This is a genomic window from Vibrio sp. ZF57 (assembly GCF_001691235.1).
GTDB classification, from domain to species: Bacteria; Pseudomonadota; Gammaproteobacteria; order Enterobacterales; family Vibrionaceae; genus Vibrio; species Vibrio crassostreae_C.
Map to the genome: position 1 here is coordinate 52,488 of NZ_MAKD01000076.1, position 21,170 is coordinate 73,657.

General features: G+C 44.6%; 19 protein-coding genes. 10 read left to right on the forward strand and 9 right to left on the reverse strand.

Features of this window, described 5'->3' with window-relative positions; translation table 11 throughout:
* Positions 1-665: 665 nt before the first annotated feature.
* Both A6D97_RS10930 and A6D97_RS10935 read right to left on the reverse strand, forming a co-directional pair.
* Complete coding sequence (locus tag A6D97_RS10930; RefSeq protein ID WP_065584362.1) at positions 666-3,764, reverse strand: efflux RND transporter permease subunit; 3,099 nt, start codon at positions 3,762-3,764, stop codon at positions 666-668.
* A gap of 8 nt (positions 3,765-3,772) precedes the next feature.
* Positions 3,773-4,885 (reverse strand): efflux RND transporter periplasmic adaptor subunit, encoded by a 1,113-nt coding sequence (locus tag A6D97_RS10935; protein ID WP_065584363.1) that lies wholly within the window; start codon positions 4,883-4,885, stop codon positions 3,773-3,775.
* A 236-nt stretch (positions 4,886-5,121) separates the two neighbouring features.
* On the opposite strand from A6D97_RS10935, the gene A6D97_RS10940 reads away from it, so the two are divergent.
* Positions 5,122-5,736, forward strand: coding sequence for a TetR/AcrR family transcriptional regulator (locus A6D97_RS10940; protein ID WP_004736309.1), 615 nt, complete (start codon positions 5,122-5,124; stop codon positions 5,734-5,736).
* Between the two features lie 22 nt (positions 5,737-5,758).
* Here the strand turns inward: A6D97_RS10940 and A6D97_RS10945 are convergent, their stop codons facing one another.
* Positions 5,759-6,670: a LysR family transcriptional regulator gene (locus A6D97_RS10945; protein ID WP_065584364.1), complete on the reverse strand. Its 912-nt coding sequence runs from the start codon at positions 6,668-6,670 to the stop codon at positions 5,759-5,761.
* 156 nt (positions 6,671-6,826) lie between these two features.
* Here A6D97_RS10945 and A6D97_RS10950 point away from each other — a divergent pair, with 156 nt between their 5' ends.
* Together A6D97_RS10950 and A6D97_RS10955 are read left to right on the forward strand one after the other, a co-directional pair.
* Entirely contained in the window at positions 6,827-7,132 is a 306-nt protein-coding gene (locus tag A6D97_RS10950) for a monooxygenase (protein WP_065584365.1), read from the forward strand.
* Between the two features lie 102 nt (positions 7,133-7,234).
* Entirely contained in the window at positions 7,235-7,609 is a 375-nt protein-coding gene (locus tag A6D97_RS10955; protein ID WP_065584366.1) for a hypothetical protein, read from the forward strand.
* A 93-nt stretch (positions 7,610-7,702) separates the two neighbouring features.
* On the opposite strand, the gene A6D97_RS10960 is transcribed toward A6D97_RS10955, so the two are convergent.
* Together A6D97_RS10960 and A6D97_RS10965 are read right to left on the reverse strand one after the other, a co-directional pair.
* Positions 7,703-8,221, reverse strand: a complete 519-nt coding sequence (locus A6D97_RS10960; RefSeq protein WP_017084640.1) for a lipocalin family protein — start codon at positions 8,219-8,221, stop codon at positions 7,703-7,705.
* A gap of 150 nt (positions 8,222-8,371) precedes the next feature.
* Complete coding sequence (locus tag A6D97_RS10965) at positions 8,372-9,232, reverse strand: AraC family transcriptional regulator (RefSeq protein WP_065584367.1); 861 nt, start codon at positions 9,230-9,232, stop codon at positions 8,372-8,374.
* Positions 9,233-9,386: 154 nt separating this feature from the next.
* Between A6D97_RS10965 and A6D97_RS22035 the strand changes: the two genes are divergently transcribed.
* Together A6D97_RS22035 and A6D97_RS10970 are read left to right on the forward strand one after the other, a co-directional pair.
* On the forward strand, positions 9,387-9,563 hold the full coding sequence (locus tag A6D97_RS22035) for a hypothetical protein (protein ID WP_017086128.1): 177 nt from the start codon (positions 9,387-9,389) through the stop codon (positions 9,561-9,563).
* Positions 9,564-9,688: 125 nt separating this feature from the next.
* Positions 9,689-11,455: an amidohydrolase gene (locus tag A6D97_RS10970; protein WP_065584368.1), complete on the forward strand. Its 1,767-nt coding sequence runs from the start codon at positions 9,689-9,691 to the stop codon at positions 11,453-11,455.
* A gap of 100 nt (positions 11,456-11,555) precedes the next feature.
* Here the strand turns inward: A6D97_RS10970 and A6D97_RS10975 are convergent, their stop codons facing one another.
* Together A6D97_RS10975 and A6D97_RS10980 are read right to left on the reverse strand one after the other, a co-directional pair.
* On the reverse strand, positions 11,556-12,032 hold the full coding sequence (locus tag A6D97_RS10975) for a hypothetical protein (protein WP_065584369.1): 477 nt from the start codon (positions 12,030-12,032) through the stop codon (positions 11,556-11,558).
* Positions 12,033-12,355: 323 nt separating this feature from the next.
* The gene (locus tag A6D97_RS10980; RefSeq protein WP_065584370.1) at positions 12,356-13,708 is read right to left on the reverse strand and encodes a CAP domain-containing protein; all 1,353 of its coding nucleotides are present in this window, start codon (positions 13,706-13,708) and stop codon (positions 12,356-12,358) included.
* A gap of 335 nt (positions 13,709-14,043) precedes the next feature.
* Between A6D97_RS10980 and A6D97_RS10985 the strand changes: the two genes are divergently transcribed.
* From A6D97_RS10985 to A6D97_RS11000, 4 genes are all read left to right on the forward strand, one after another.
* Positions 14,044-15,018, forward strand: a complete 975-nt coding sequence (locus A6D97_RS10985; protein WP_065584371.1) for a permease — start codon at positions 14,044-14,046, stop codon at positions 15,016-15,018.
* A 76-nt stretch (positions 15,019-15,094) separates the two neighbouring features.
* Positions 15,095-15,487, forward strand: a complete 393-nt coding sequence (locus tag A6D97_RS10990; RefSeq protein WP_017086141.1) for a metalloregulator ArsR/SmtB family transcription factor — start codon at positions 15,095-15,097, stop codon at positions 15,485-15,487.
* A gap of 72 nt (positions 15,488-15,559) precedes the next feature.
* Positions 15,560-16,006 (forward strand): pentapeptide repeat-containing protein, encoded by a 447-nt coding sequence (locus tag A6D97_RS10995; protein ID WP_065584372.1) that lies wholly within the window; start codon positions 15,560-15,562, stop codon positions 16,004-16,006.
* Between the two features lie 244 nt (positions 16,007-16,250).
* Positions 16,251-17,144: a DMT family transporter gene (locus tag A6D97_RS11000; RefSeq protein WP_017060188.1), complete on the forward strand. Its 894-nt coding sequence runs from the start codon at positions 16,251-16,253 to the stop codon at positions 17,142-17,144.
* Between the two features lie 113 nt (positions 17,145-17,257).
* Here A6D97_RS11000 and A6D97_RS11005 read toward each other — a convergent pair whose 3' ends face one another.
* Positions 17,258-18,142 carry an SMP-30/gluconolactonase/LRE family protein gene (locus tag A6D97_RS11005; RefSeq protein ID WP_065584373.1) on the reverse strand — a complete coding sequence of 295 codons (885 nt, stop codon included), beginning with the start codon at positions 18,140-18,142 and terminating at the stop codon, positions 17,258-17,260.
* Between the two features lie 99 nt (positions 18,143-18,241).
* Between A6D97_RS11005 and A6D97_RS11010 the strand changes: the two genes are divergently transcribed.
* Complete coding sequence (locus A6D97_RS11010; protein WP_065584374.1) at positions 18,242-19,138, forward strand: LysR family transcriptional regulator; 897 nt, start codon at positions 18,242-18,244, stop codon at positions 19,136-19,138.
* Between the two features lie 609 nt (positions 19,139-19,747).
* Here the strand turns inward: A6D97_RS11010 and A6D97_RS11015 are convergent.
* Positions 19,748-20,953, reverse strand: coding sequence for a hypothetical protein (locus A6D97_RS11015; RefSeq protein WP_017068538.1), 1,206 nt, complete (start codon positions 20,951-20,953; stop codon positions 19,748-19,750).
* Positions 20,954-21,170 lie beyond the last annotated feature (217 nt).

Consider the following 21,170-nt stretch of genomic DNA (forward strand, 5'->3'; position numbering starts at 1 on the left):
ATTTATGTGTTGAGCATGTGAAACGCCGCATCTCAAAAAGCAATGCAATAAGGTTCGTTACTGCTGGGTTAAAACCACACAGAAAACATGACTTAATTGTTACACTTTGAAATACATTGTTACATTCGGCGCATTATGAAGAGTTGAAATTGAAAGCTCACCAAACAAACTTGGAAACTAACCTTCCATTTATGAAGACGAAAACTAAGAAGCAGTAAGCGATTAAGACACACATCAATAGCGTGCTACACAGATGGAGCCAGTACTGACAAGGGATTTAGAAAAAGTAGATAAACACTCGCGCGTCACCACTGCTCAGGGCAAGTTCAAGGTACATTAGAAAGAGCGAATAAATAGAAGTGTGACGCCCATCAAGATTGTGAATTCACATACCATTTACAAGGTATTCACTGGTTAGATTATTCAAAATACCCACTCATTCACCAGCAAGATAACCAAGCATTCATCGATGTACTACTGTGACGAATTGAAAGAATATTATGACTAACAGAAAGGATAATTTGACTAATTGAGAACGTTATAGCGGTGAAAAGAACAACACAATGGTAGGAATTGGGATGAATTTATCGAGAATAACAACACCATAATCGAGCAAGATACGGCTCGATTATGGGCAATTGAAAAGCAGTTAAATTAAAAAACAGTTATGCCGCTTGAGTCGCGATGGTTTTTCGCTGATTTCGAGTCATCAAGTGATAAACCACCGGCACAAAGTAGAACGAGATAAGCGTGGTTAACACAGTACCACCCACAATCGCGACCGCAAACGGAGGCCAGAAACCACCGCCAGCGATGATCAATGGCATAAAGCCGCCAACAGTCGTTATCGTGGTTGAGCTGATATGACGAGTACACGACATCACCGCCTCAACGACTGCATCGACATTACCGGATGAAGCTTGTTCATCGAGTTTCAATTCCGTCAGAATCACGATGGCAGCGTTAATCGCTAAGCCCGCAATCCCGAGCATGGCGATGATCACCGTAAAGCCAAATGGATAACCGAAGATCCACACCGACAGCAAGCCTAGGCCACCAGCCAATCCCGCCACCATGAAGATGATGCTACTCATTCGGAACGAGTTGAACGACATCACCACCACCAACACCATCAATACCACCACAACGGCGACATTCGAGATAAGGCTGTTAACTGAATTGTCACGCTCAGCGGATTCACCACCAAAACCAATCGTATAACCCGATGGCATCTGATAGCTTGCTAAGCGTTTCTGGAATTCATTAAGGACGGTTTGAGGTAAAACACCCGCTTCAATGTAACCTTCAATTGTGTTCACTCGTTGCCCGTTACGACGAGTAATCGCGCCGCGGCTAGTAGTTAATTCAAGTTCAGCCAGAGTCGAAACATTAATTCCCGTTGAGTACACCTCAGAGCTAATTGGCAAACGAATATTGCTTAAATGCGCTAGGCTTTCACGCGCTTCATCCGCGACACGAACACGGATTGGTACCGACTCACTGCCTTCAATCACAGAGCCACTTTCACGACCTGTCAGCGTAGTTTGCAGCATACCTGCGAACTGGTTCAATGAAATACCGTTCAGCTTTGCGGTGTCTTCATCGACCTTCAACCACACCTTAGGTGTACCCGGTTGCAGCGTTTCCCTTGTGTGCGTCACATGAGGAACACCCGCCAAAATCAATCGCACATCCTCACCAATCGCTTTCAACGTATCGAGGTTTTCACCATACACTCGCAGTTCAACGGGCGCGGTAAATGGAGGCCCTTGGTTAAGCTTACGTACCAAGATTTGTGCTTCCGGCACCTCTTCATCCAACACCTTTTGCAACTGTGGAATTAGCGCATTGGCTTGGTCAAAGTTCTCTGTTTTCACCATGGCTTGCGAGAAGTACGGCGCGTTATTTTGCCTTGCTTGCAGGTTGTAATAGAAGGATGGGAAGTTTGCGCCCACTAGCCAATCAATGCGTTCCACTTCAGGGTAACGATGAATGATATCGTCGATTTTTTCAGAGGTGTTTTTGGTGGCGTAAATGCTCGCTTGCGGCGGCATGTAAACCTGAATCTCAAACATGTCTCGGTCTGATGGCGGGAAGAATTGCTCAGTCAGCTGAGACATACTCCAGTAACCGGTAAACGGTACCAATAACACCAAAGCAATCGTGATGATTGGATGCGTGACACCAAAGCGGACAGAAGATGAGAACCAGCGCGTCAAAGCCGGGATTCTCAAACCCGTCATGTACCAATGGTGCTGCCCTTTCTTATCGACATCACTGAGTTGTTTCGGCAATAGCTTGGTCGCTAAGCCTGCGATTAAGGTGTGCGAGATGATGTAAGAGCCGATCAATGAGAAAGAAACGGTAATCGCAATACCACCGACAAATTCACCCGATGCACCCGGCATCAAGATAATCGGGGCAAACGCCAACACGGTAGTTAAGGTTGAGCCTAATAACGGCACCCATAAATGCTTCAATGCATTCATGGTCGCTTCAGCGCGCTGTTGCCCTTTCAAGCGATAAGCTTGAATGGTATCGACCATCACCACCGCGTTATCCACCATGATCCCGAGCGCCACAATTAGGCCTGTCACCGACATTTGGTTAATCGGCACACCGGTCATTTTCATGATCGACAAGGTCAATAATGAGGTTAACGGCAGAGAAATTGCCACTAAGATCGCGGCACGCACGCCTAAAGTGACAAACAGAACAATCAAGATCAGACCAAAACCGATCATCAAGCTTTTGCCTAAATCGTCTAAGCGAGTCTCGGTATAACCTTGCTGATTAAAGAGCACGGTCACCTTAACGTTACTTGGTAACTCTTGCTCAAATTTACCAATCAGAGCATTAGCTCGCGACGTCCAGTTATCAACTCGCAGATCAGGGTGCATTCTTGCCGCGACAATCACACCCGGCTCACCATCAACAATAGCAATCTGGTCTTGTGGGGTTTTCTCACCACGTTTCACCGAAGCAATGTCTTCCATACGGATGATGTGACCTTTGCTATCAGTGGCTATTGGCACTTGCTTAATGCGTTCAATGGAACCCAGTTCAGATTTAATTTCTAAGCCAAAGCGAGAATAAGCACTGACCAGTTCACCCGCCGAGTTCTTGGCGTCTGCCCCTTCGAGCGATTCAGCGATATTGGCGCTTGAACGCCCTAGAGCAGCGGCATCGGCCGTACGTAAACTGATTTGAATCTCTTCTTGCGGCATCCCGTATTCATCAACGAATTCAGTACCCGACAAAGTTCTTAGTCGCTTGGCGAGCTCTTTGGCATAACGGCCCAGCGTTAACCTATCAGGCTCGCCTGCACCAGACCAAGTTAGAGATGCGATGGTCGTGAAAGCATAAGTATGGTCGCTATCGAGATCAGGCGATTGAGCACCCGCAGGCAAAATGGATTCGATATCAGATAACTTGTCGCGAGCTTGGGACCAGACGGGTTCTGGCTCGGTGATGGTGTCATTAAGTTCTAGCGTGACAATCGATACGCTCGGCCTAGAGGTTGAACTCACCAATTTAACTTCACTCAGCTCACGCAGCTTGTTCTCGATTACCTCAGTAACCAAGGTTTCAACACGCTCGGCACTGGCGCCGGGGAAGCTGGTTGTGATGTTCGCGTAACGGTTGATGATTACTGGGTCTTCTGCACGTGGCAACGTCATGAACGCCGAAATACCACTCACCATCAGCAGCGCGGTCATCAAGATAAGCAGTCGAGTGTTGGAAATAGTCTCTATTATTTTCATACTATTACCTACTCAGCCGCACTGACTGGTTTCACGATTTGGCCCGGAACTAAGCGATGTAAACCACTGGCGATGACCTGTTCACCGTCTTCAATCGCCCCACTCACATACGCTTGTTGATTGTTGGCAAACAACACCTGAACACTTCTACGTTCAACCTTATTGTCTTCACCAATCACAAAGATGTTCCACACACCGCGCAATCCATCAATCAAACCCGTTAATGGCACCCAGTAACCTGAGTCATCAATCTGCTCATCAAATTTAAGGTAGGCAAGTTGCCCTTCCAATACCGATGATTGTTCAGGGAATAGGTAACGCAAACCGACACTGCGAGATTGGGTGTCGACCATTGCGCCGGGATTCAATAGCTCCACGGCATAATCTGTTCTCCCAACTCGGATGTTAGGCGAAGAAAGTGAGGTGACTTTTTGCATTTGGTGAGCAGGAATACCGATGAAGGCCTCTTTGCCCTCAGAAGCGAGCAGTGTAAGAGTTGGATTACCCACATTCACCACATCTCCGAGCGAAACAAAGCGCGTCGCGATGGTTCCAGAATAAGGCGCAAGCACTGTCGACTTCACCAATTTCAGTTCATTGCCTTTTACCGATGCATCGATGCGCAACAAGTTCGCCTGCAATACGCGTTGCTCACTGGTGAGAGAATCAATCTCCGCTTCGGCACTGAAGCCTTTCGCTTTCAATGAACGTTGACGTTTAAGGTTCGCTGCCACCAAACTCAATTGAGCTTTGACTTCTTCAGCCTGCGCTTTCAGTTGGCTAGACTCGGTTTCCAAAAGTTGGGTATCCAGTCTGATCAACGGCTGACCCGTTGTGACTGTGTCACCGACATCCACCAGAATCTCGTTTACTTTTCCGGCCAACTCGAAACCTAAATTGGCCTGTTGACCCGCCTTAACCACACCGACATATTCGCGTTGTACTGCATAAGAGGAAGACAGCGCCAAGGCCATCGTTTCCACGGTTAAAATAGTTTGGACGCTCGATGCCGTTTCAGAGGTTGAATCAACCGACTCTTGGGCTTGTTCCTTTTCGCCACATCCAACAAGAAAAGCCGACAACGCCACTGCCACTGCGCTTCCCTTCATCAATTTATACATACGTACTGTTCCTATGCGGTACTCAATTATGTTCTTTTTTTAGACTAACCAAATCAAACTAGACTGTCTAGTTTGATTGTGTTAAAAATAAGTTTCATCGTTAATGATTGATAAAACCATCACAAAAAGCATAATGCTTAGCGTAAAACGAGACACATAGAACTGAGCACCAACAGGCACCAAGCAAAGAGACAAACTAGGTAACGAGACAACACTAAGTAACGAGAAGCAAGCACGTGACTAAAATCATCAAGAGTGAACAGAAGAGATCGCAGATCTTAACCGCAGCCAGCCAACTTTTCTCTGAACATGGCTTCAAGATCAATATGGACCAGATAGCCAAAGCAGCGAACGTTTCTAAGCAAACGGTCTACTCTCACTTTAAAAACAAAGACGAACTTTTCGAAACCTGCATGCAAACCAAGTGTGCGGAGCGAGAACTCAGTCCTGCTGCCTTTGATATGGATGCTGCGGTGGGTGATGAGTTGGTGAAATTTGGTGTGAAGTTTCAGGATTTATTACTTGATGAACAATCTAGACAAACCTTTCAAAATGCCATTAGCCAAGCGAATACGCATCCAGAGATCGCCTCTATCTATTTAGAAACTGGGCCTCAGAAAACCACCAAGTTACTTGCTGATTATTTGCAGTCGAAAATAGACTCTGGTGATCTCACACTGTCGACATCAAGCTCGCCAGTCATTGCAGCACGCCAACTGTTGCTGATGTTTCACGGCAAATCGGCGTATTGGGGATTCTTCGGACACGACAGCGGAGAATCTGAAGAAGAAAGACTTCACTACACTCGCGAATGTGTCGCGCTATTCTTGAACGGCAACCAGCCTCGCTAATTTGAGCCCTACTGAATGAGGGTTAGTTAGCAGGAGCAGCTGACTCAAGAAGTAACTCATAGAAACGTTGAGCAGCAGGGCCTGTCTTGGCTCCTTTTGGTAAAGTCAGGTGCAGCGGAACGTGATACCCACTGCCATTTTCGACATTCAACACAGTGAGCTTGTCGCTACCTCGACTTTCAACAATGTGCTTTGGTAGTCGACAATACCCAACCCCCTGCTCTACCGCGCCAAACGCATGGTCGAAATTATCCACCGTAATACGCTGACTCGACTTCAACCAGCCCACATCCTGTTTGTTCCCTTGGCTTTTAGTGCCTTGATTAGATCGTGTACCTAAATCTCGCACCACAATTTGTGGCAAAGACGACAGTTGATTCAACGACACTGAAACGGCACTTGCTAACGGATGTGAGCTAGCAACTACTGGCTCCATCATCGTAAAACCAAAGGCTTCGGCTGAGTAATTAGTAATAGGCAAGTTGATGATAGCCACATCTGCCAGTTCTTGAGTCACCATTTCGGTTGTTTTAGACAGAGACGTTTCAATCACTTGTATCGATGTGGTGTTGTTCTCCGCCAAAAATGTAGCCATCGGTTGATAAAGGCGTTCAAGGCAGCACAAGTGATCAACAGCAACCACAATTTCAGACTCAACACCTTTCGCTAACTGTTCACTGATCAACTCTAGCTCGCGAGCTTGTTCCAACATACTGCTCGCACGGCGCAACAGTGATTTCCCATCCTCCGACAATACCGCCCTACGACCTTCAACCTGCACTAAAGTCACGCCTAATTGGTCCTCCAATTTTCTCAGCGCATAGATCAGCGTGGTGTGACTCTTGTTCAATTGTAGTGCCGCAGCCTGAATGCTGCCTGCACGGTCAATTTCGTAAAGCGTTTGCCATTGGTCGAGGGTGGTTTTCAATCTCATCGGTCTAAAATCCTGACAGTTAATAACTATATTATGAACTTTTCTGTCTGTTTTTTACAGGTAATATCTATTTCAACAGGCAATCAAGCCTCCTATGTTTTGCGAAATGACCATGAGTCTCAGCGCAACACCAAGTAACTGTTTGGAGAAATAACCATGAAATTATTACAAGTCGATTTTGAATTTAGCGGCCCATTTGGTGAAGAGATGTCAAACGCACTCGTTGACCTAGCAAAGTCTATTAATAACGAACCGGGCATGATCTGGAAAATCTGGACAGAGAGCGAAGCAGAAAAGCTGGGCGGCGGCGTCTACTTATTTGAAGATCAGCTGAGTGCTGAAACCTATCTGGCGATGCACGCTGCTCGCTTAAAAGAGATGGGCGTAGCGGAAGTGCGTGGGGTGATTTTTGACGTCAATCAGCCATTAACTACCATTAATAGAGGCCCAATCAACGGTTAATCAAACTTGTTCATTCGCTGAATGACAACAAAGATACTGAATCGCTAAGTCGCTAAGTCGCTAAGTCGCTAAGTCGCTAAGTAATAAGTAGAGAGATACGTAATGAACAACAAAACTTTTCTTAGCCTACACGGCATTATTTACGCAGGGTTTGCCATCGCACTGTTTTTTATCCCAACGGTAATGTGGCCCATGTACGGCGTGGAAATTAATGATAAGTACGCTTACTTTCTCTCTCAACACACCAGTATCTTTTTGGGTGGTATTGCCGCGATAAGCTGGTTATTGCGAGATATTGAGCCCGGAGTCAGTGCCAAAAAGCTCGTACAAGGTTTGGTTGTGACCAACATGCTGGGTGCCATCATCACCTTGTATGCCGCGTTTACAGGCATTTTTGTTGGTTTTGGTTGGAGTGACCCTGCGTTCTTCCTATCACTATCGATACTCAGCGTGTTGCAGGTTCGTCGACAAGGCTAGTTCATACAAAACCAAACCAATAAAAAAGGAACAGATGAACTCATCATCTGTTCCTTTTTCTCAATCAACTGTCGTTAACCTAGCGCGCTCAGCTTATTTGCTGTGCTCAACGTAAATCAATTCATCAGTATTGAAGCCACGCTCTTTAGACATCGCTTTGAACTTCTCCATCACTTCTGGCGCAACCTCTGGTGTTCTTGAAAGTAACCACAAGTAGTCAGTATCTGGGCCCGAAACAAACGCGTATTGGTAGTTCTCTTTGTCCAACTCAAACACCACATAAGCTCCGTAGAAGGGGCCAAAGAAAGACACTTTCAAATAGCCTTGTTCGCTGCCTTCGACAAAATACGCCTTGCCTTCCGCTTCGTTCCATTCGCCATCTTCAGCCGAATAGCCGCGGTTAATCACCTTCACGCCACCATCATCACGTAGACTGTATTCGGCACTGATGTTGTCTAAGCCACGCTCAAACGAATGGTCTAAACGAGCCACTTCGTACCATTTCCCTAAGTATCTATCCAATTCAAACTGTTGAACGGGCTTTACTGTTTCAGGCATGCCCACGCAACCACCCAATAGAATCACACTAAGCAGCAATAATATTTTTTTCATCCTAACCTCGGCTTGTTTTTATTAGTAATGCGAGTAAGCCTTGTGAAAACATAAACTTACATCCTTGGTAATACGTTAAATCCATTTTTAAAGTTCACCTAACTGTAATTTATTCAGAATCTTATGTGAATCGTTTAGTCTGCGAATGAATCAATGGCGTTTCATTGCTATTCGATATTGAGTCGGTGTCACCTGTTTATAGGATTTAAACTGACGATTGAAGTTGGCTTGGTTATCGTATCCCACTTTCTCCAAGATCAAACTGACAGGCAATGACGTATTAATCAGCAAGTCGCACGAGACATTCAACCTGATCTTTTTAAGCCGTTGACTGAAGCTCTCTTTATAATGTTTTTGAAACAAGCGCCTAACACTACTCTCACTGATGTATAGATGACTGGCTAAATCGTTAATCGAGATATCTTGAATGAAGTGATTCATTAAGAAGGCTTCGACCTTATTTATCTTATCGCTGATCTCATCACCTTCGCAGGCCTTAAAGATCGGGTTAATCAACTGCACCACCTCTTCGTCATCAAGTAACACCGAAAACAATGAGAATAAGGTGAGTAACTGTTGGTGTGGCGGTTTCTCCATCACCCTATCTAACAATTCCGTTGCCTTCTCCGCCGAACTGGGAGAGAACTGCAATCCTTTCTTTGAATCTTCCAGCAAAGCACGCAACGGTTCGAGCTCTCGACAGCTGTCTATCAACGGCTCTATCCAGTCTTTACGAAACCAAATCACGTGCGTTTCACATATTCGCGAGTCGTCTGCGCTCTCTTCAGAATAAATAGCATGAGGCAAGTCCGGCCCAACCAAAATCATGTGATTATGAGACACATCGCTTTGATGGTGCCCAATAAAACTATGGCCAGCAAAGTGACGATGTATCGCTATCTCGTACTCTTCATGTCGGTGCCAACCATAGCTTTTACTGTTCTCGACAATTTTCTTATAGCGCCAAGACATGCCAACTCGTTGTGGCACTTTTTCCAAGTAACCTTTCATTACGATACTCAATGACCTTTTAATATTGAAAGTATACGTAACAAACCACCCAAATCAGCACATTGACTGAAAAGTATTGAACATTGCGCTGACGGTACTCTTCTCTTCGTCTCCGATAAATATACTGCAAGTGAACTTAATCAGGAGAGCAACTATGGACACTTTATTATTAAAAATTCGCGATATGATTCTTGCCACACGTCAACAGTGGATCGGCGAGATCACCTACAGTCACAATATTAAAGGTGACCACACCTGGAAATTCTATGGCTATAACTCTTATGACGAATATAAGAAAGATCTGCGTAAGAGCCTAAGACAAGAGTCGTGATGAAAGGCTTATTCAAACCACAATTTATTGATTAATAGCGGTTTTTATTTGTCATTCATGTAGAGTTTCACACTTGCCACTCGCTTTCTATACTTACTAAACAGTGGAACATGGAAGACATAATAATGAACAACAAGCTCACTCTGCCATGCACTGCATGGATAGCATTACTCGCAAGCTTAACGGCCGTAGCGCCGGTTCTTGCACAAGCCAACACCGTTGTCCAAGCGCAAACAGCAGTTCAAACACAAACAGCAGTTCAAGCGCAAACAACTGTTAAAAGCCAAAGTGCTGACCAAATTTTTACCAATGCAGATATATATGGGCATCGCGAGTCAGACTCGATCGTTACCCACAAAGGCAAGATCATCTTTATCGGTAACCAATCACAGGCGCAAACTTTTCAAGGGCAAAGCACTGATGTCATTGATCTAGACAATGCCTTTGTCTTGCCGGGGTTCATTGACAACCATAACCATGTGTTTGAAGCCGCCTCAGAGCTGGGTGGCAATTGTGAACTCGACTCTGAAGCAACATTAGAAGAGCAAATCCCCTACTTAGAAGCGTGTAAGATCAATGCTGATACCGATGGCAGAGGTTGGCTAATGGGTTATGGTTTTTCTTTAGAAGCAACGCTCGATAGCGACTCTGACTATACACCGCTAGAGATCATCGACAGTATCTTCCCGGATCGCCCAGTGGTGATCATGGAGCAGACTTCACACTCGATGTGGGTCAACTCAAAAGCACTAAAAATCGCTCGAATCAGCCAACAATCTTCAGACCCACAAGGCGGTGTTTATTTAAAAGACCAAGACAGCGGTAAGCTCAATGGCATCTTATTAGACAATGCTGGCGATCAACTGATGGAGATGGCTTGGAGCAGACAAAGCGAACTGTTTGAGCAAAGCTACCAAGGGTTAATGTTCGGGCTTGAAGAAGCGGCAGCCCACGGCATCACTACCATTGGCGACGGTCGCATGTATTGGAAACGAGGTTGGTATGACGTTTGGCTAGAGGCCGAGCAAAATCAAGACTTAACGGCGCGTGTATCGCTGCGCCCTTGGGTGTATCCATCGATGGCAATGCCTTCTCAATTAGAAGTCTTTGAGAAGATGTATTCCGACGATAAAAGCCGTCTGTTACTTGTCGATCAGGTGAAAATGTACAGCGATGGCATCTTCATCAACGGCACCGCCAAAACACTCGCGCCCTACTTAGATACTTATCTGCCCCAGTCTCCTAATGGCTTGAACTATATTCCACCAGAACAAATGAAGGAGTGGCTAACTGCGCTCGAGAAAATCGGCTTTAGCGCCCACATTCATGCCATTGGTGATGGAGCGGTTCGTGAATCTCTTGATGCGATAGAAAGTATTCGCAAACAAGGTTCAACCAAACCCTACATCCTAACCCATGTCGAATTAATCAATGATGAAGATGTGCCACGCTTTCGCCAATTAGACGTGACCGCAGATTTCCAAGTCGGCTCTGATTACGTTGCAAGGCATCAACACCAATGGGCCGAAGCTTTTCTTGGTGCTCGCCGTGCCAAAGCCATGATGAACCTCGACGCGATACTCAAGACCGACGCGAATATCACCTTAAGCAGTGATTGGAATGTACACGACATCAACCCTTTGGTCGGCATCGCGAACAGCTTAATCATGGGCAAAACCGGCCTAACTGATATTTATACCGCGATTGATGCTTACACACTCAATGCCGCCAAAAGTCTTGGAATTGAAGACGTAACAGGTTCTATTGAGGTGGGGAAATCCGCTGACTTCGCCATTCTCGAACGCGACATCACCACAGTGTCAGCAAGACAAATCGCTAAGACTCAGGTGTTGATGACGGTGTTACGCGGGGATGTGGTTTACGAAAAATAAAGCCAATTAGCGTATCGAATTGGTTATCGCAACTCAAACGAAAACGAGCCAGCTTATTCAGCTGGCTCGTCTGTTATTCACATAGGTATTTTATGTTGTGTTACGCGTTGGTCTCTTTAAGCGCTTTCACATTTGAATCTTGTTTGTCATCCAGAGCAAAGTAGATCTTCGATACAATCACTTCAGCAACCAGAATCGTAAATACCACCGCGAAGAACGCGACAACACCGCCCCAAGGGCCTGTAAAACTCACCTTATCTCCGAACAGAAGGTTAATCGCTTCTAGCATCACGAATTTTGAGCCCACCAAGATGATATAAGTGGTGATTGCTCGGTAAACCTTAGGCGCGGTGCCCGGCTTGCTTTTGAAGTGCTCGGCAATCTTGTGCTCTAAACCAATAGAGAGCTTCAACAACAACGCCGCAATCAAAGAGATAGTGAAAGACTCAATGTTGACGAAGTCCCAGTACTCATCGAAGAAGTTAAGTACGACCAAGTCCACCAGCACGGCTAACGTGTAACCTACGAATAGACGTTGTGGTGTGTTGAACCCGTAAACTTTGTCTGATTTAATCATTCTGTCTCTCTCTAATTTGATAAGTAGCCTTGATTTGAAATACATCTTAGCGTTCGAATCGAAGCAAAACTTACCATTTCATGACACTACTCAAAATCATTCACAACACAAATGAATCGTCATAGTGTCTTCGCCCCCTCACCTTCAATAATCCTGATCGCCCACGTATCACTGTAAAGTAAAATGGCACTCTCGAGTGATCTGCAGCTACCAGGTAACCTGCCACTGTCGAATGATCTACTACTACCAAGTAACCTGCCACTACCAACTAAAGAAAGAATAGAGACGCTAAATGGATGCCCCATATTTAAGCAATGAGTGTGTTAATTGAAATCTTGCGTCCAATAAGACACCTTTGATGCATCTGACTTACTGGCTTTGTATCCAATCCCCATCTTTGTGTGTCGGCTATTCATCACGTTTTGGCAGTGACCTTCGTGACCAGCCCAACTATTAAGACCGGCATTGTTAATTTGCCCATCACTTCGTGGACTGGTGTAACCGAAAATAGGAATCACAACCGAATTGGATGAGAGGACAAACGCATTCTGACCAGAACTGTTCACAACAAAGTGACCTTGAGCATCTCTTCGGTACTGCTCATCTGAGTTCAACTGGGCATTACTCGCCGTATTATTGTCCCAAGCGATAGGAGCTGCTGGTGGGTAGTTACCACTCGAAAACGATGAACCAAAGGCATCACAATAACGTTGTGTCGACCTCGCACAATTTGTCGAGATAACAGATTGGTACTTGATACTGTTCTGACTTAGATCTTCTGGAATATTCACAATTCGGCACCATTTTTCATCGGCAACGCCTTGACCGGGCATCCCCCAAATCGCACCATTCAATAATTGATTTGTATCTAGTGAAGCGAAATCGATGAGAGTGTCGCTATTAAGCTGACCTAGATCCAAATCGATCTTTCCAGATGAAGTGTTCAACTCAAAGATCGAGGCCCCAACCTCCTTAGCTGCTGCGTTAATTTTGTCGCGCTGTAATAATTCCCACGAATCACCAAACCGCTCTTTTGACTGCTCTCCATAAGCTTGAGCGATAAAATCGTAAGTAGGTAAATTAGACTCTGTGCCGCTCCCATCTTTGGAAACTACGCTGCCAACGGTTTTAAATTCCAACGAACTGTCGAACACCGCATCGTTAAACACATACGATCCCAAGAGCTCACTAGAACAAGAGTTACTTTGCATATCGTATCGATATTCAGAAATTGTACCGTCCACAAGTAACTGATGATCCTTCCTTTGCGCGCTTAATCCTGTGGTTTCGTAACAGTGCCAATCGTTAACAAAGTTGCTGCCATTATCGATAACGATTGTTGGTACAGCGATAGTCACATCAACCTCCTGAGTATCTCCACTCTTGAACGCAGGCAGCTCATTTTTGACGGTAATAGATGAGAAATTTCTGATTGGATCCGTTTCTTCGATAAAACCTTCGATCGCAAAAATCATATTGTTGCTAAGAGCTTTAATGTCAGGCTGCTGAGAGGTAGATGATGAGCCGGTATTACTTGGATTACTTGGATTACTTGGATTACTTGGAACATTAGCGTTATTAGACGTTGTGCTGTCACCTCCTGATGAACTCTCTCCACCACAACCCGTAATAATCAGTGCTAGAAGGGCGACTGCCGAGATATTTTGTTTTTTCATGAGTTAATCCTTAAGCATATATTTTTCTTGATGTAAGGATGTTGCCTCATAGAACGAACTTAAATTTCAGACCAATGTCAGAGCCCCTAAATACTGACACCGATTTAACATTTTATAAGATCTAGCCATACCAAGAAGGCAAACTTGGTCAAGTGGTTGAAAGCGCGTATGCCGATCTATTGGTCATCGACGAAAACAACTCAATCAATTGGAAAATAGAGACTTAATGACAACGCAGTCACTAGCAATATCTTTAATTTCCCTCGTCACTTAACACCCTTCTTAACTTGCATTACATGACAATTAAATATACACATTTGCACAATCGTGCATATATGTATATTATTCAGATCTCTTTTTACTTGCTAGAGATTCCAATTGTGGATGCTAAATTAGTTATTGCGTTAAATGAGTTCTTTTATGTGGCCAAAGGGCTGGTTGTTATCATCGCGATTGTGTCGGTGCTTACAGGCATCATGCGAGAGTATATCCCTCAAGATAAACTCCAAGCGACGCTGACCAAACACGACAAATGGGGAACCTTACTAGGCGCATTGTTCGGGATGTTGACCCCATTTTGTAGCGCAGCCGTGGTTCCGGTGACCATGGCAATGGCGTCGATGGGCGCATCATTAGGCACTGTGATGAGCTTCATCATCTCGTCACCGCTGTGTAACTTCATCGTATTGGCGATGGTGTACGCCTCGTTCGGATTGAAGATCACCGTGGTGTACTTCTTGGTCACCTTTACCGCAGCGGTTCTTGGTGGTTACTTGATTTCCAAATCACCTTGGAGAAACGAGATCAAACGCGGCGCTGAACTTGAAGACACCAAAAGAAAAAGCTGTTCAGATAGCTCAATCAATGCGAGTAACTCGTGCAGCGCAACCCCTTCTTCCGCATCAAGAATACGTAATGCAATGGGTGGAGCTTGGTCTTTGTTCAAACGAATCATCCCGTATGTACTTTTAGGTGCGGCGATCAGTGGCTTCTCGGCGGCTTACCTACCTGCAGACTTAGTAGAGAAATACGTGGGTGGCGACAGCTTCCAATCTATCGTGGTCGCTTCATTGATTGGTATCCCGCTTTACTTACGTATCGAGATGGCAATTCCACTACTTAACGTATTAATTGCTAAGGGAATGGGCTTAGGTGCTGCATTGGCATTAATTATTGGCGGTACAGGTGCCAGTTTGCCTGAAATCGCGCTAGTATCTGCAGTTCTTAAAAGAAAAGCCGTAATCGCGTTTGTGGGAATAGTCTTAACGACCGCCATCATTGGTGGCGCTATCTTCCAATACGTTGTGTAAAATCGGACACACTGAAAAATATAAAGCTTCGCGCCGCTCATTGAGAGTGGTGCGACTAAGTTGAAAAGGTAAAACCATGATGGATGAAAAATACATTGATTCGCTAAAAGCCTTATCAGAACCTAATCGACTGAGATTGTTCTGGTTGTTCCTGCATGTTGACGAATGCATGGCTGTCGCTGAAGCAATCGACATCATAGGTGAAACCCAATACAACGTATCTCGCAACCTAAAAATGCTCTACAAAGCTGGGCTACTTAACCACGATAAGAAAGGCAAATGGGTGTTTTACACCTTGAAAGAACAAACCGCGCCTCACTGCAAAGCTTTGGTCGACTCTGTTCGTTACTTGCCAGAAGATGATTTCCAAGAAGTGGTTAAACGTTGTCAGATTCGCTTATCAATGAGAGTTGATGGTGACTGTGTTATCGGCCCAGACAGCGAAATATGGCAGAGCAAGATTAGCTAAGTCGCGATAAACGGAGACGCGAGAAAGAGATGCCCAATACCGGTATCTCTGATTCAATTTGTGGTGTGAAGTATGAATAAATACACTCAACAACAACTCGATTCTATTTTAGAACAGCATAAATTGTGGTTGGAAAACCAAGGCGGCGAACGAGCACAATTAGGTAATACCGATCTAAGTAATCTAGCGCTTCAAGATGTTGACCTTCGTTGCGCCAACCTGATACGTACTGATTTTAGTGGCGCCGATTTATCGGGTGCGAACATGAATGAGGCTGACATCACCTATGCCAATTTCAGCCACGCGAACCTCAACAATACGAGCTTCCGCGATGCTGACCTACGTAACGACAACATGAGTTACGCCCAAATGCTCAACGTCGATTTACTGCGTGCCGACTTGTTTCGCACTGACTTCAGCAATGCTCAAGTTAATGACTCTGCTTTCAAACGAAAAGACACAGGCAATACCATTATTGAGCTGCGAGATCCTACCCGACAGTGTCTCTCTGCCAAGTAGGCTCAAACAGCGATGATCTCCAATGCGCTGATATTGTTGCATATTCATTCGATTATTCGATAAATACCGAATTGGACTGGGCACTCACCTACTGAACTCAGGTCGTAATAGCAGATCTCGCACCCCATATCACTAAGCATCGAACGACATTGTTCTTACTTGGTTTTTTGTTCTTACATATTTTCGATTCTCATGTATTATGTGCGCCCATAATTGTATGACAAATATGTAGCGCCGTTTCTGTATGACCAAAGCCACCAACCACGCGATTTTGCTCTTAGTATTCGCCAACCTGCTCGCCTCCTTTTCAGACGTTTCACTAAAAGTACTGAATGGCGAAGTGCCCACGTTCCAATATGTGTTTATCCGCCAGCTATTGAGCGTGATGTTGCTGCTTCCTTTTTGGCTAAAGCTACCCAGAGAGACGCGCATGCAAGGTGGCTGTCGCATCAACTTCTTACGGGCTCAATTCATCCTAGTAGGTAGTGGCTGCGCAATGATTGCCATCACACACCTAACGTTGGCGACCGCAAATGCGATGTTCTATGTTGGGCCCATTCTTATGCTCCCGCTTTCTATTGTTTTACTGAAAGAGAAGCCGACATCATCAAAAGTGGTGGCGACATTGATTGGTTTCGTGGGTGTGTTAATCGTGTTGCGTCCAGAGCAATTTCACTGGGCCGCTATTGCAGGGTTAGGCAGTGCGCTCGCGATGGGTGTCGGCAATATTTTGATTAAACGTCTTCACGCAGAACAACACATTATCTCGACACTATTTTGGACCAGTGTGATGACTCTACCGCTGGCGTTGGCTCTTGCTCTACCTGCATGGGCGGCGATTGAATGGCGTCATGTTGGGTGGATTATGGCAATCAACCTGTTCGTTCTTGGATACCATGCCCTTGTGGTGGTGGCTTATAAAAAAGCACCAGCAAACCAAATTGCTCTCGCGGAATACTCGGGGTTGGTGTTCGTGACCTTATTTGGCGTGATGTGGTTTGATGAGATTCCAGACATGTTGACCCTTGTCGGCATCAGCCTGATCGTCATTCCGATGATGCCAATAAAGTGGAAGAAGTACTTCAGTAAGCCAAATCAAACGGCGCTTGATATAGAAGCCAATCAGACTAAGTCTTAATTGCCAGCAGCATCCTTGCAGCGCATCGAGCTAACCCACTTTCGACCTATTCAAATGAGAAAAGGGACCGGTATTTCTACCCGTCCCTTTTTTATTTTCGTTTGTATAAGGTGTTACTTAAGCTTGAACACCAACACTTTGTTGTATGCCGTTACCATCAGTAAATCTTGCTGTTTCCCGCCAATTTCTAGATTGCTGATATGGCCCGCATCGATAGCAATGAAGTCTATTTGCTTACCGTCTTTATCGAACACACCCACGCCACCATGCGCTGCAACAAAGAGGTTGTCATCGGCATCAACAGCAACGCCATCAACCATAGGTTCAGAGCCAGACTCCGCTTTCACTTGAGCAAATTGCGTCTTATTGCTGAGTGACTGTCCATCAACATCAAATCGGTATACCCAGCCATCAGATGTGTCGGCAACGTATAACGAAGATTCATCAGAAGAAAAAGCGATGCCGTTTGGTAACTTGAACTCTCCAGTGATCAACTTTAGATCACCATTTAGGTAACGATAAACGCCATTAACCGCTTGCTCTGGTTCTGCCTTTGCTGGGCCGTAACCTTGGATACCAAACGGAGGATCGGTAAACCACACGCTTCCATCGCTATTAACGGTTAAATCGTTCGGGCTATTAAGCAGCTTGCCGTTATACGTTGCAGCGACAATCACTTTCTCTCCGTTGCCCTGACGGTACGACAGCTTTCTATCATGGCGGGCAGCCCACAGGTTGCCTTTGGCATCAATATCGAGACCATTGGCATAGCCAGAATTGTCATCAAAAACGCTCAACTTGCCGTTAAGGTCGTAAGAATAGGTTGTGTTATTTGGAATATCGCTAAACAAGAAACGTTGATGTTCCACATCCCATGTAGGGCCTTCAACAAAGCCGAATGAGTCTCCAACCAATGTTGGGTTGCTTTCTACAACAGAGGCAGCTGAAACATTCATAGAGGCAGCCATTGCAGCGGTAATAAGTAGTAATTTGTTCATTGTTCTTCTCCTTTCTGTTTACGTTTTGAATCTTAGTTGCTTGAAGGAGTGAGAAAAACAGTACAAAATGACTTCACTGTTTACTAAATGGTGTTAATGATGAATTTGATTTATATGCAGACCTTCTTGACTGTCGCCGAAGAGCAAAGCTTCACCAAGGCCGCTGAAGTATTGGATGTGTCAAAAGGTTTGGTGTCTCGGCATGTACAACGACTCGAAGAAACATTGAATTCTAAGCTGTTTCACAGAACGACTCGTTCTATCAGCCTCACGGAAGTGGGTGAAGAGTTGTATTCGAAAGCGAAGCAAATTCAACTATTAGCAATCGAAGCGGAAATGCGTGTCTTAGACATGACGCAGGAAGTGGCAGGCGATTTGAAAATTACCGCCCCGATAGAGTTTGGGCGTGCGCTTTGTCGTCATATCATCCCTACTTTCAAGCAAGAGTATCCAAAAGTGGATTTGATTCTCGACTTTGGGCCGATGAAAAAGAAGATAGAGTCTGGCGACTTTGACATTGCTTTCCGAGCCTACGATGAACTGCCTAATGATGTGATTGCCAACGATCTCGGGCACATCCGCAATGTTCTCGTTTGCAGTGCGGATTACGCATCAACTTACCCAATCGCCACCACCAAAGACATCCACAAATGTAGCTTCATTCTTAACAGTCAAAATGAACGCTGGAATCAGCTGGAGTTGAGCAATGGCGAACAAACCTACCATGTTGAAGTAACCGGAAGTGTTAGCTCTAATACCTACAGTTCAATTTTAGAGTTAGCGATGCAAGGGATAGGTGTCGCCAGCTTGCCGTTCTATCAAGTTGAAGAGCAGCTCAAACAAGGTGAGCTTATTCACGTGTTCCCTGAGTGGTCGATAAAAGCCCAAAAGCTAAGCCTTATCTATGCTCAAAGAAGAGTAACACCGCAGAAGTTAGTCACTTTTAACCGAGCGGTAAAAGAGTGGCTGGAATCGAATAACGCTTATACGTTGTGAGTTTTAGAACGCTAAACCTTTCAATTGGAACGTATGTGCGTTCCATTCATATCAGGCTCAATCGCAGTGCTTTCAATAGCTGATAGGCTGCCGTGTATTCGTCGATTTTGAAACACCCTCCCCCTCTAACTCCCCCTCAAGTTGAGTTCATCCCCCTCTCTAGATTGACGACCGAGGGGGAGAATCTTCTTTGGCGCTGAATGTGAAAATGCGCATGTCGCCATCGGCATTCAGTTCCTCCCCTTTCCACGAAATCATAATGGGTCGAAAATACGGATTAAGGGGAGATTAGGAGGGAATTTGAGGTTGGTGTGATTACCGAGGGAGGTTGGGCTAACACGGATTTGCCCCATTGTTGGTTAGAGTTCGAGATAGTAAATATCGTGTTTATATATATTAACCCTATAAGAGGTAATCCGACCGAGTCTACCCTTCAGAATTTCTCAGATATGCAGTATCGACCATAGGGATATTTAAAACTTTTGAGTTAATTTTATGCGGTGAAGAAAGGCGTTACTATATATGGAGTACTTTTGGTACTTTAGCTGAGAATTCATGCCGCCTAGCATGTTCAAATAGCAAGGCGGCAATAGACTTTTGAACGAAATGTTAGTTCGCTTCGACGCCATTGATGAATGTCTTCCCAAGTGATTGCTTGATCGTTGTGGTGTAGTTACCTGACTCTTCTTCGTTCCACAGTCTGTCCAATGCGTTTTGGTTGATTTCAAGTAATTTAACTAGCTTTGGTGTGATAGTGACATTGAAGTCAACTTTAAGGGACTTCTCAAATGCCTCTTCTGATTCTCGGTTAGTTAAGCCTTTATAATTTTTAGGCATTATTTCAATTTCTCCATCGGAACTTGAGTCATTAACGAAGATGTTGATATTCTCGAATTTGATCCCATTACCTATTATGGATTTAAAAGCAGCCTCAATTGTTTCCTCTGTAGGATTTCTTTCAATCAAACCGATGAAGCTATTAAGCTCTTGAGTATTAACTCCTTTAATCTCACCACTTAAGCCAAGTTTGTTCGATAGTTGGGTGATGTTTGGAGATTGAAGATCTAGTGAGTCAACTTTCCAATCAAGCTTCAGGCTCGTATTGTCTTCAATTGTAATTGCTGAATGAAACTTCGCGTCTTTGAAGCTAAATCCACCAGATCGATCGTTGAAACCTCCATCATTTGCAATTATTTCAGTATTATGGGTGTCATTAGTGATATTTGACTTAAGCTCAATGCCGTTTATATAGGCCTGTTCTCTTCTTTCAGAGATTCTAATTCCGTCAATTTTTGTGGATGTAGTGAAGGCTTCTTTATTGCCTTTAAACAGAATCTCAACATCGCCAAGTTTGAAGTTGCTTGAGCGGCCTGTATTGATTTCTCCAAGTGAGAAGTTGCTTTGTAGATCTAAAGACTGATTGCTGGTATCGAATGTGTATTTTATGCTTTCATTTAAGCTTGCTACCTCTCTGATTAACGTTGAGGTAAGTCCTTTATCCTTCGGGAGACTAAAATTACCTTCAACGCTAAGTCCGAATGGCGCAACCGTTGCTGTGTGGCTTAGGTAGATTGGTTCAGGAAGTCTTTTTGAACCATTGTTTATGTAGATAGCGAAATTCTGCTTGATATTGTTATTGTTGATTTCCGTATCGATCAGTTGGGCATCAATGAATTGGTTTTTTAGTCCAATTAGTGAGCTTTCAACTTCACTGGTCACAGTTTCTGCTGCATTCTTAATCAACATGTTATTGGCAACCAAGGCACCACCACCGATGATCGCTGTACAGCTGATTGCAATTAAAGTTTTTTTCATCTTTGCCTCTGATAAATATAGGAATCAATTAGTTATGCTATTTTATATGAATTCAGTTGCTTTCGCACCATAAACCAATTCTTCCCATTAGCGCTCAACAATTACTTTGTTATACCTGTAGTTATTCATTAAATACTAATTTAGAAAAGTCACTGACACGGAATTGTCCGTGCGACCTGAAGTCGTATGAAGTGCTGTTCACCGCAACAAGTGTGAA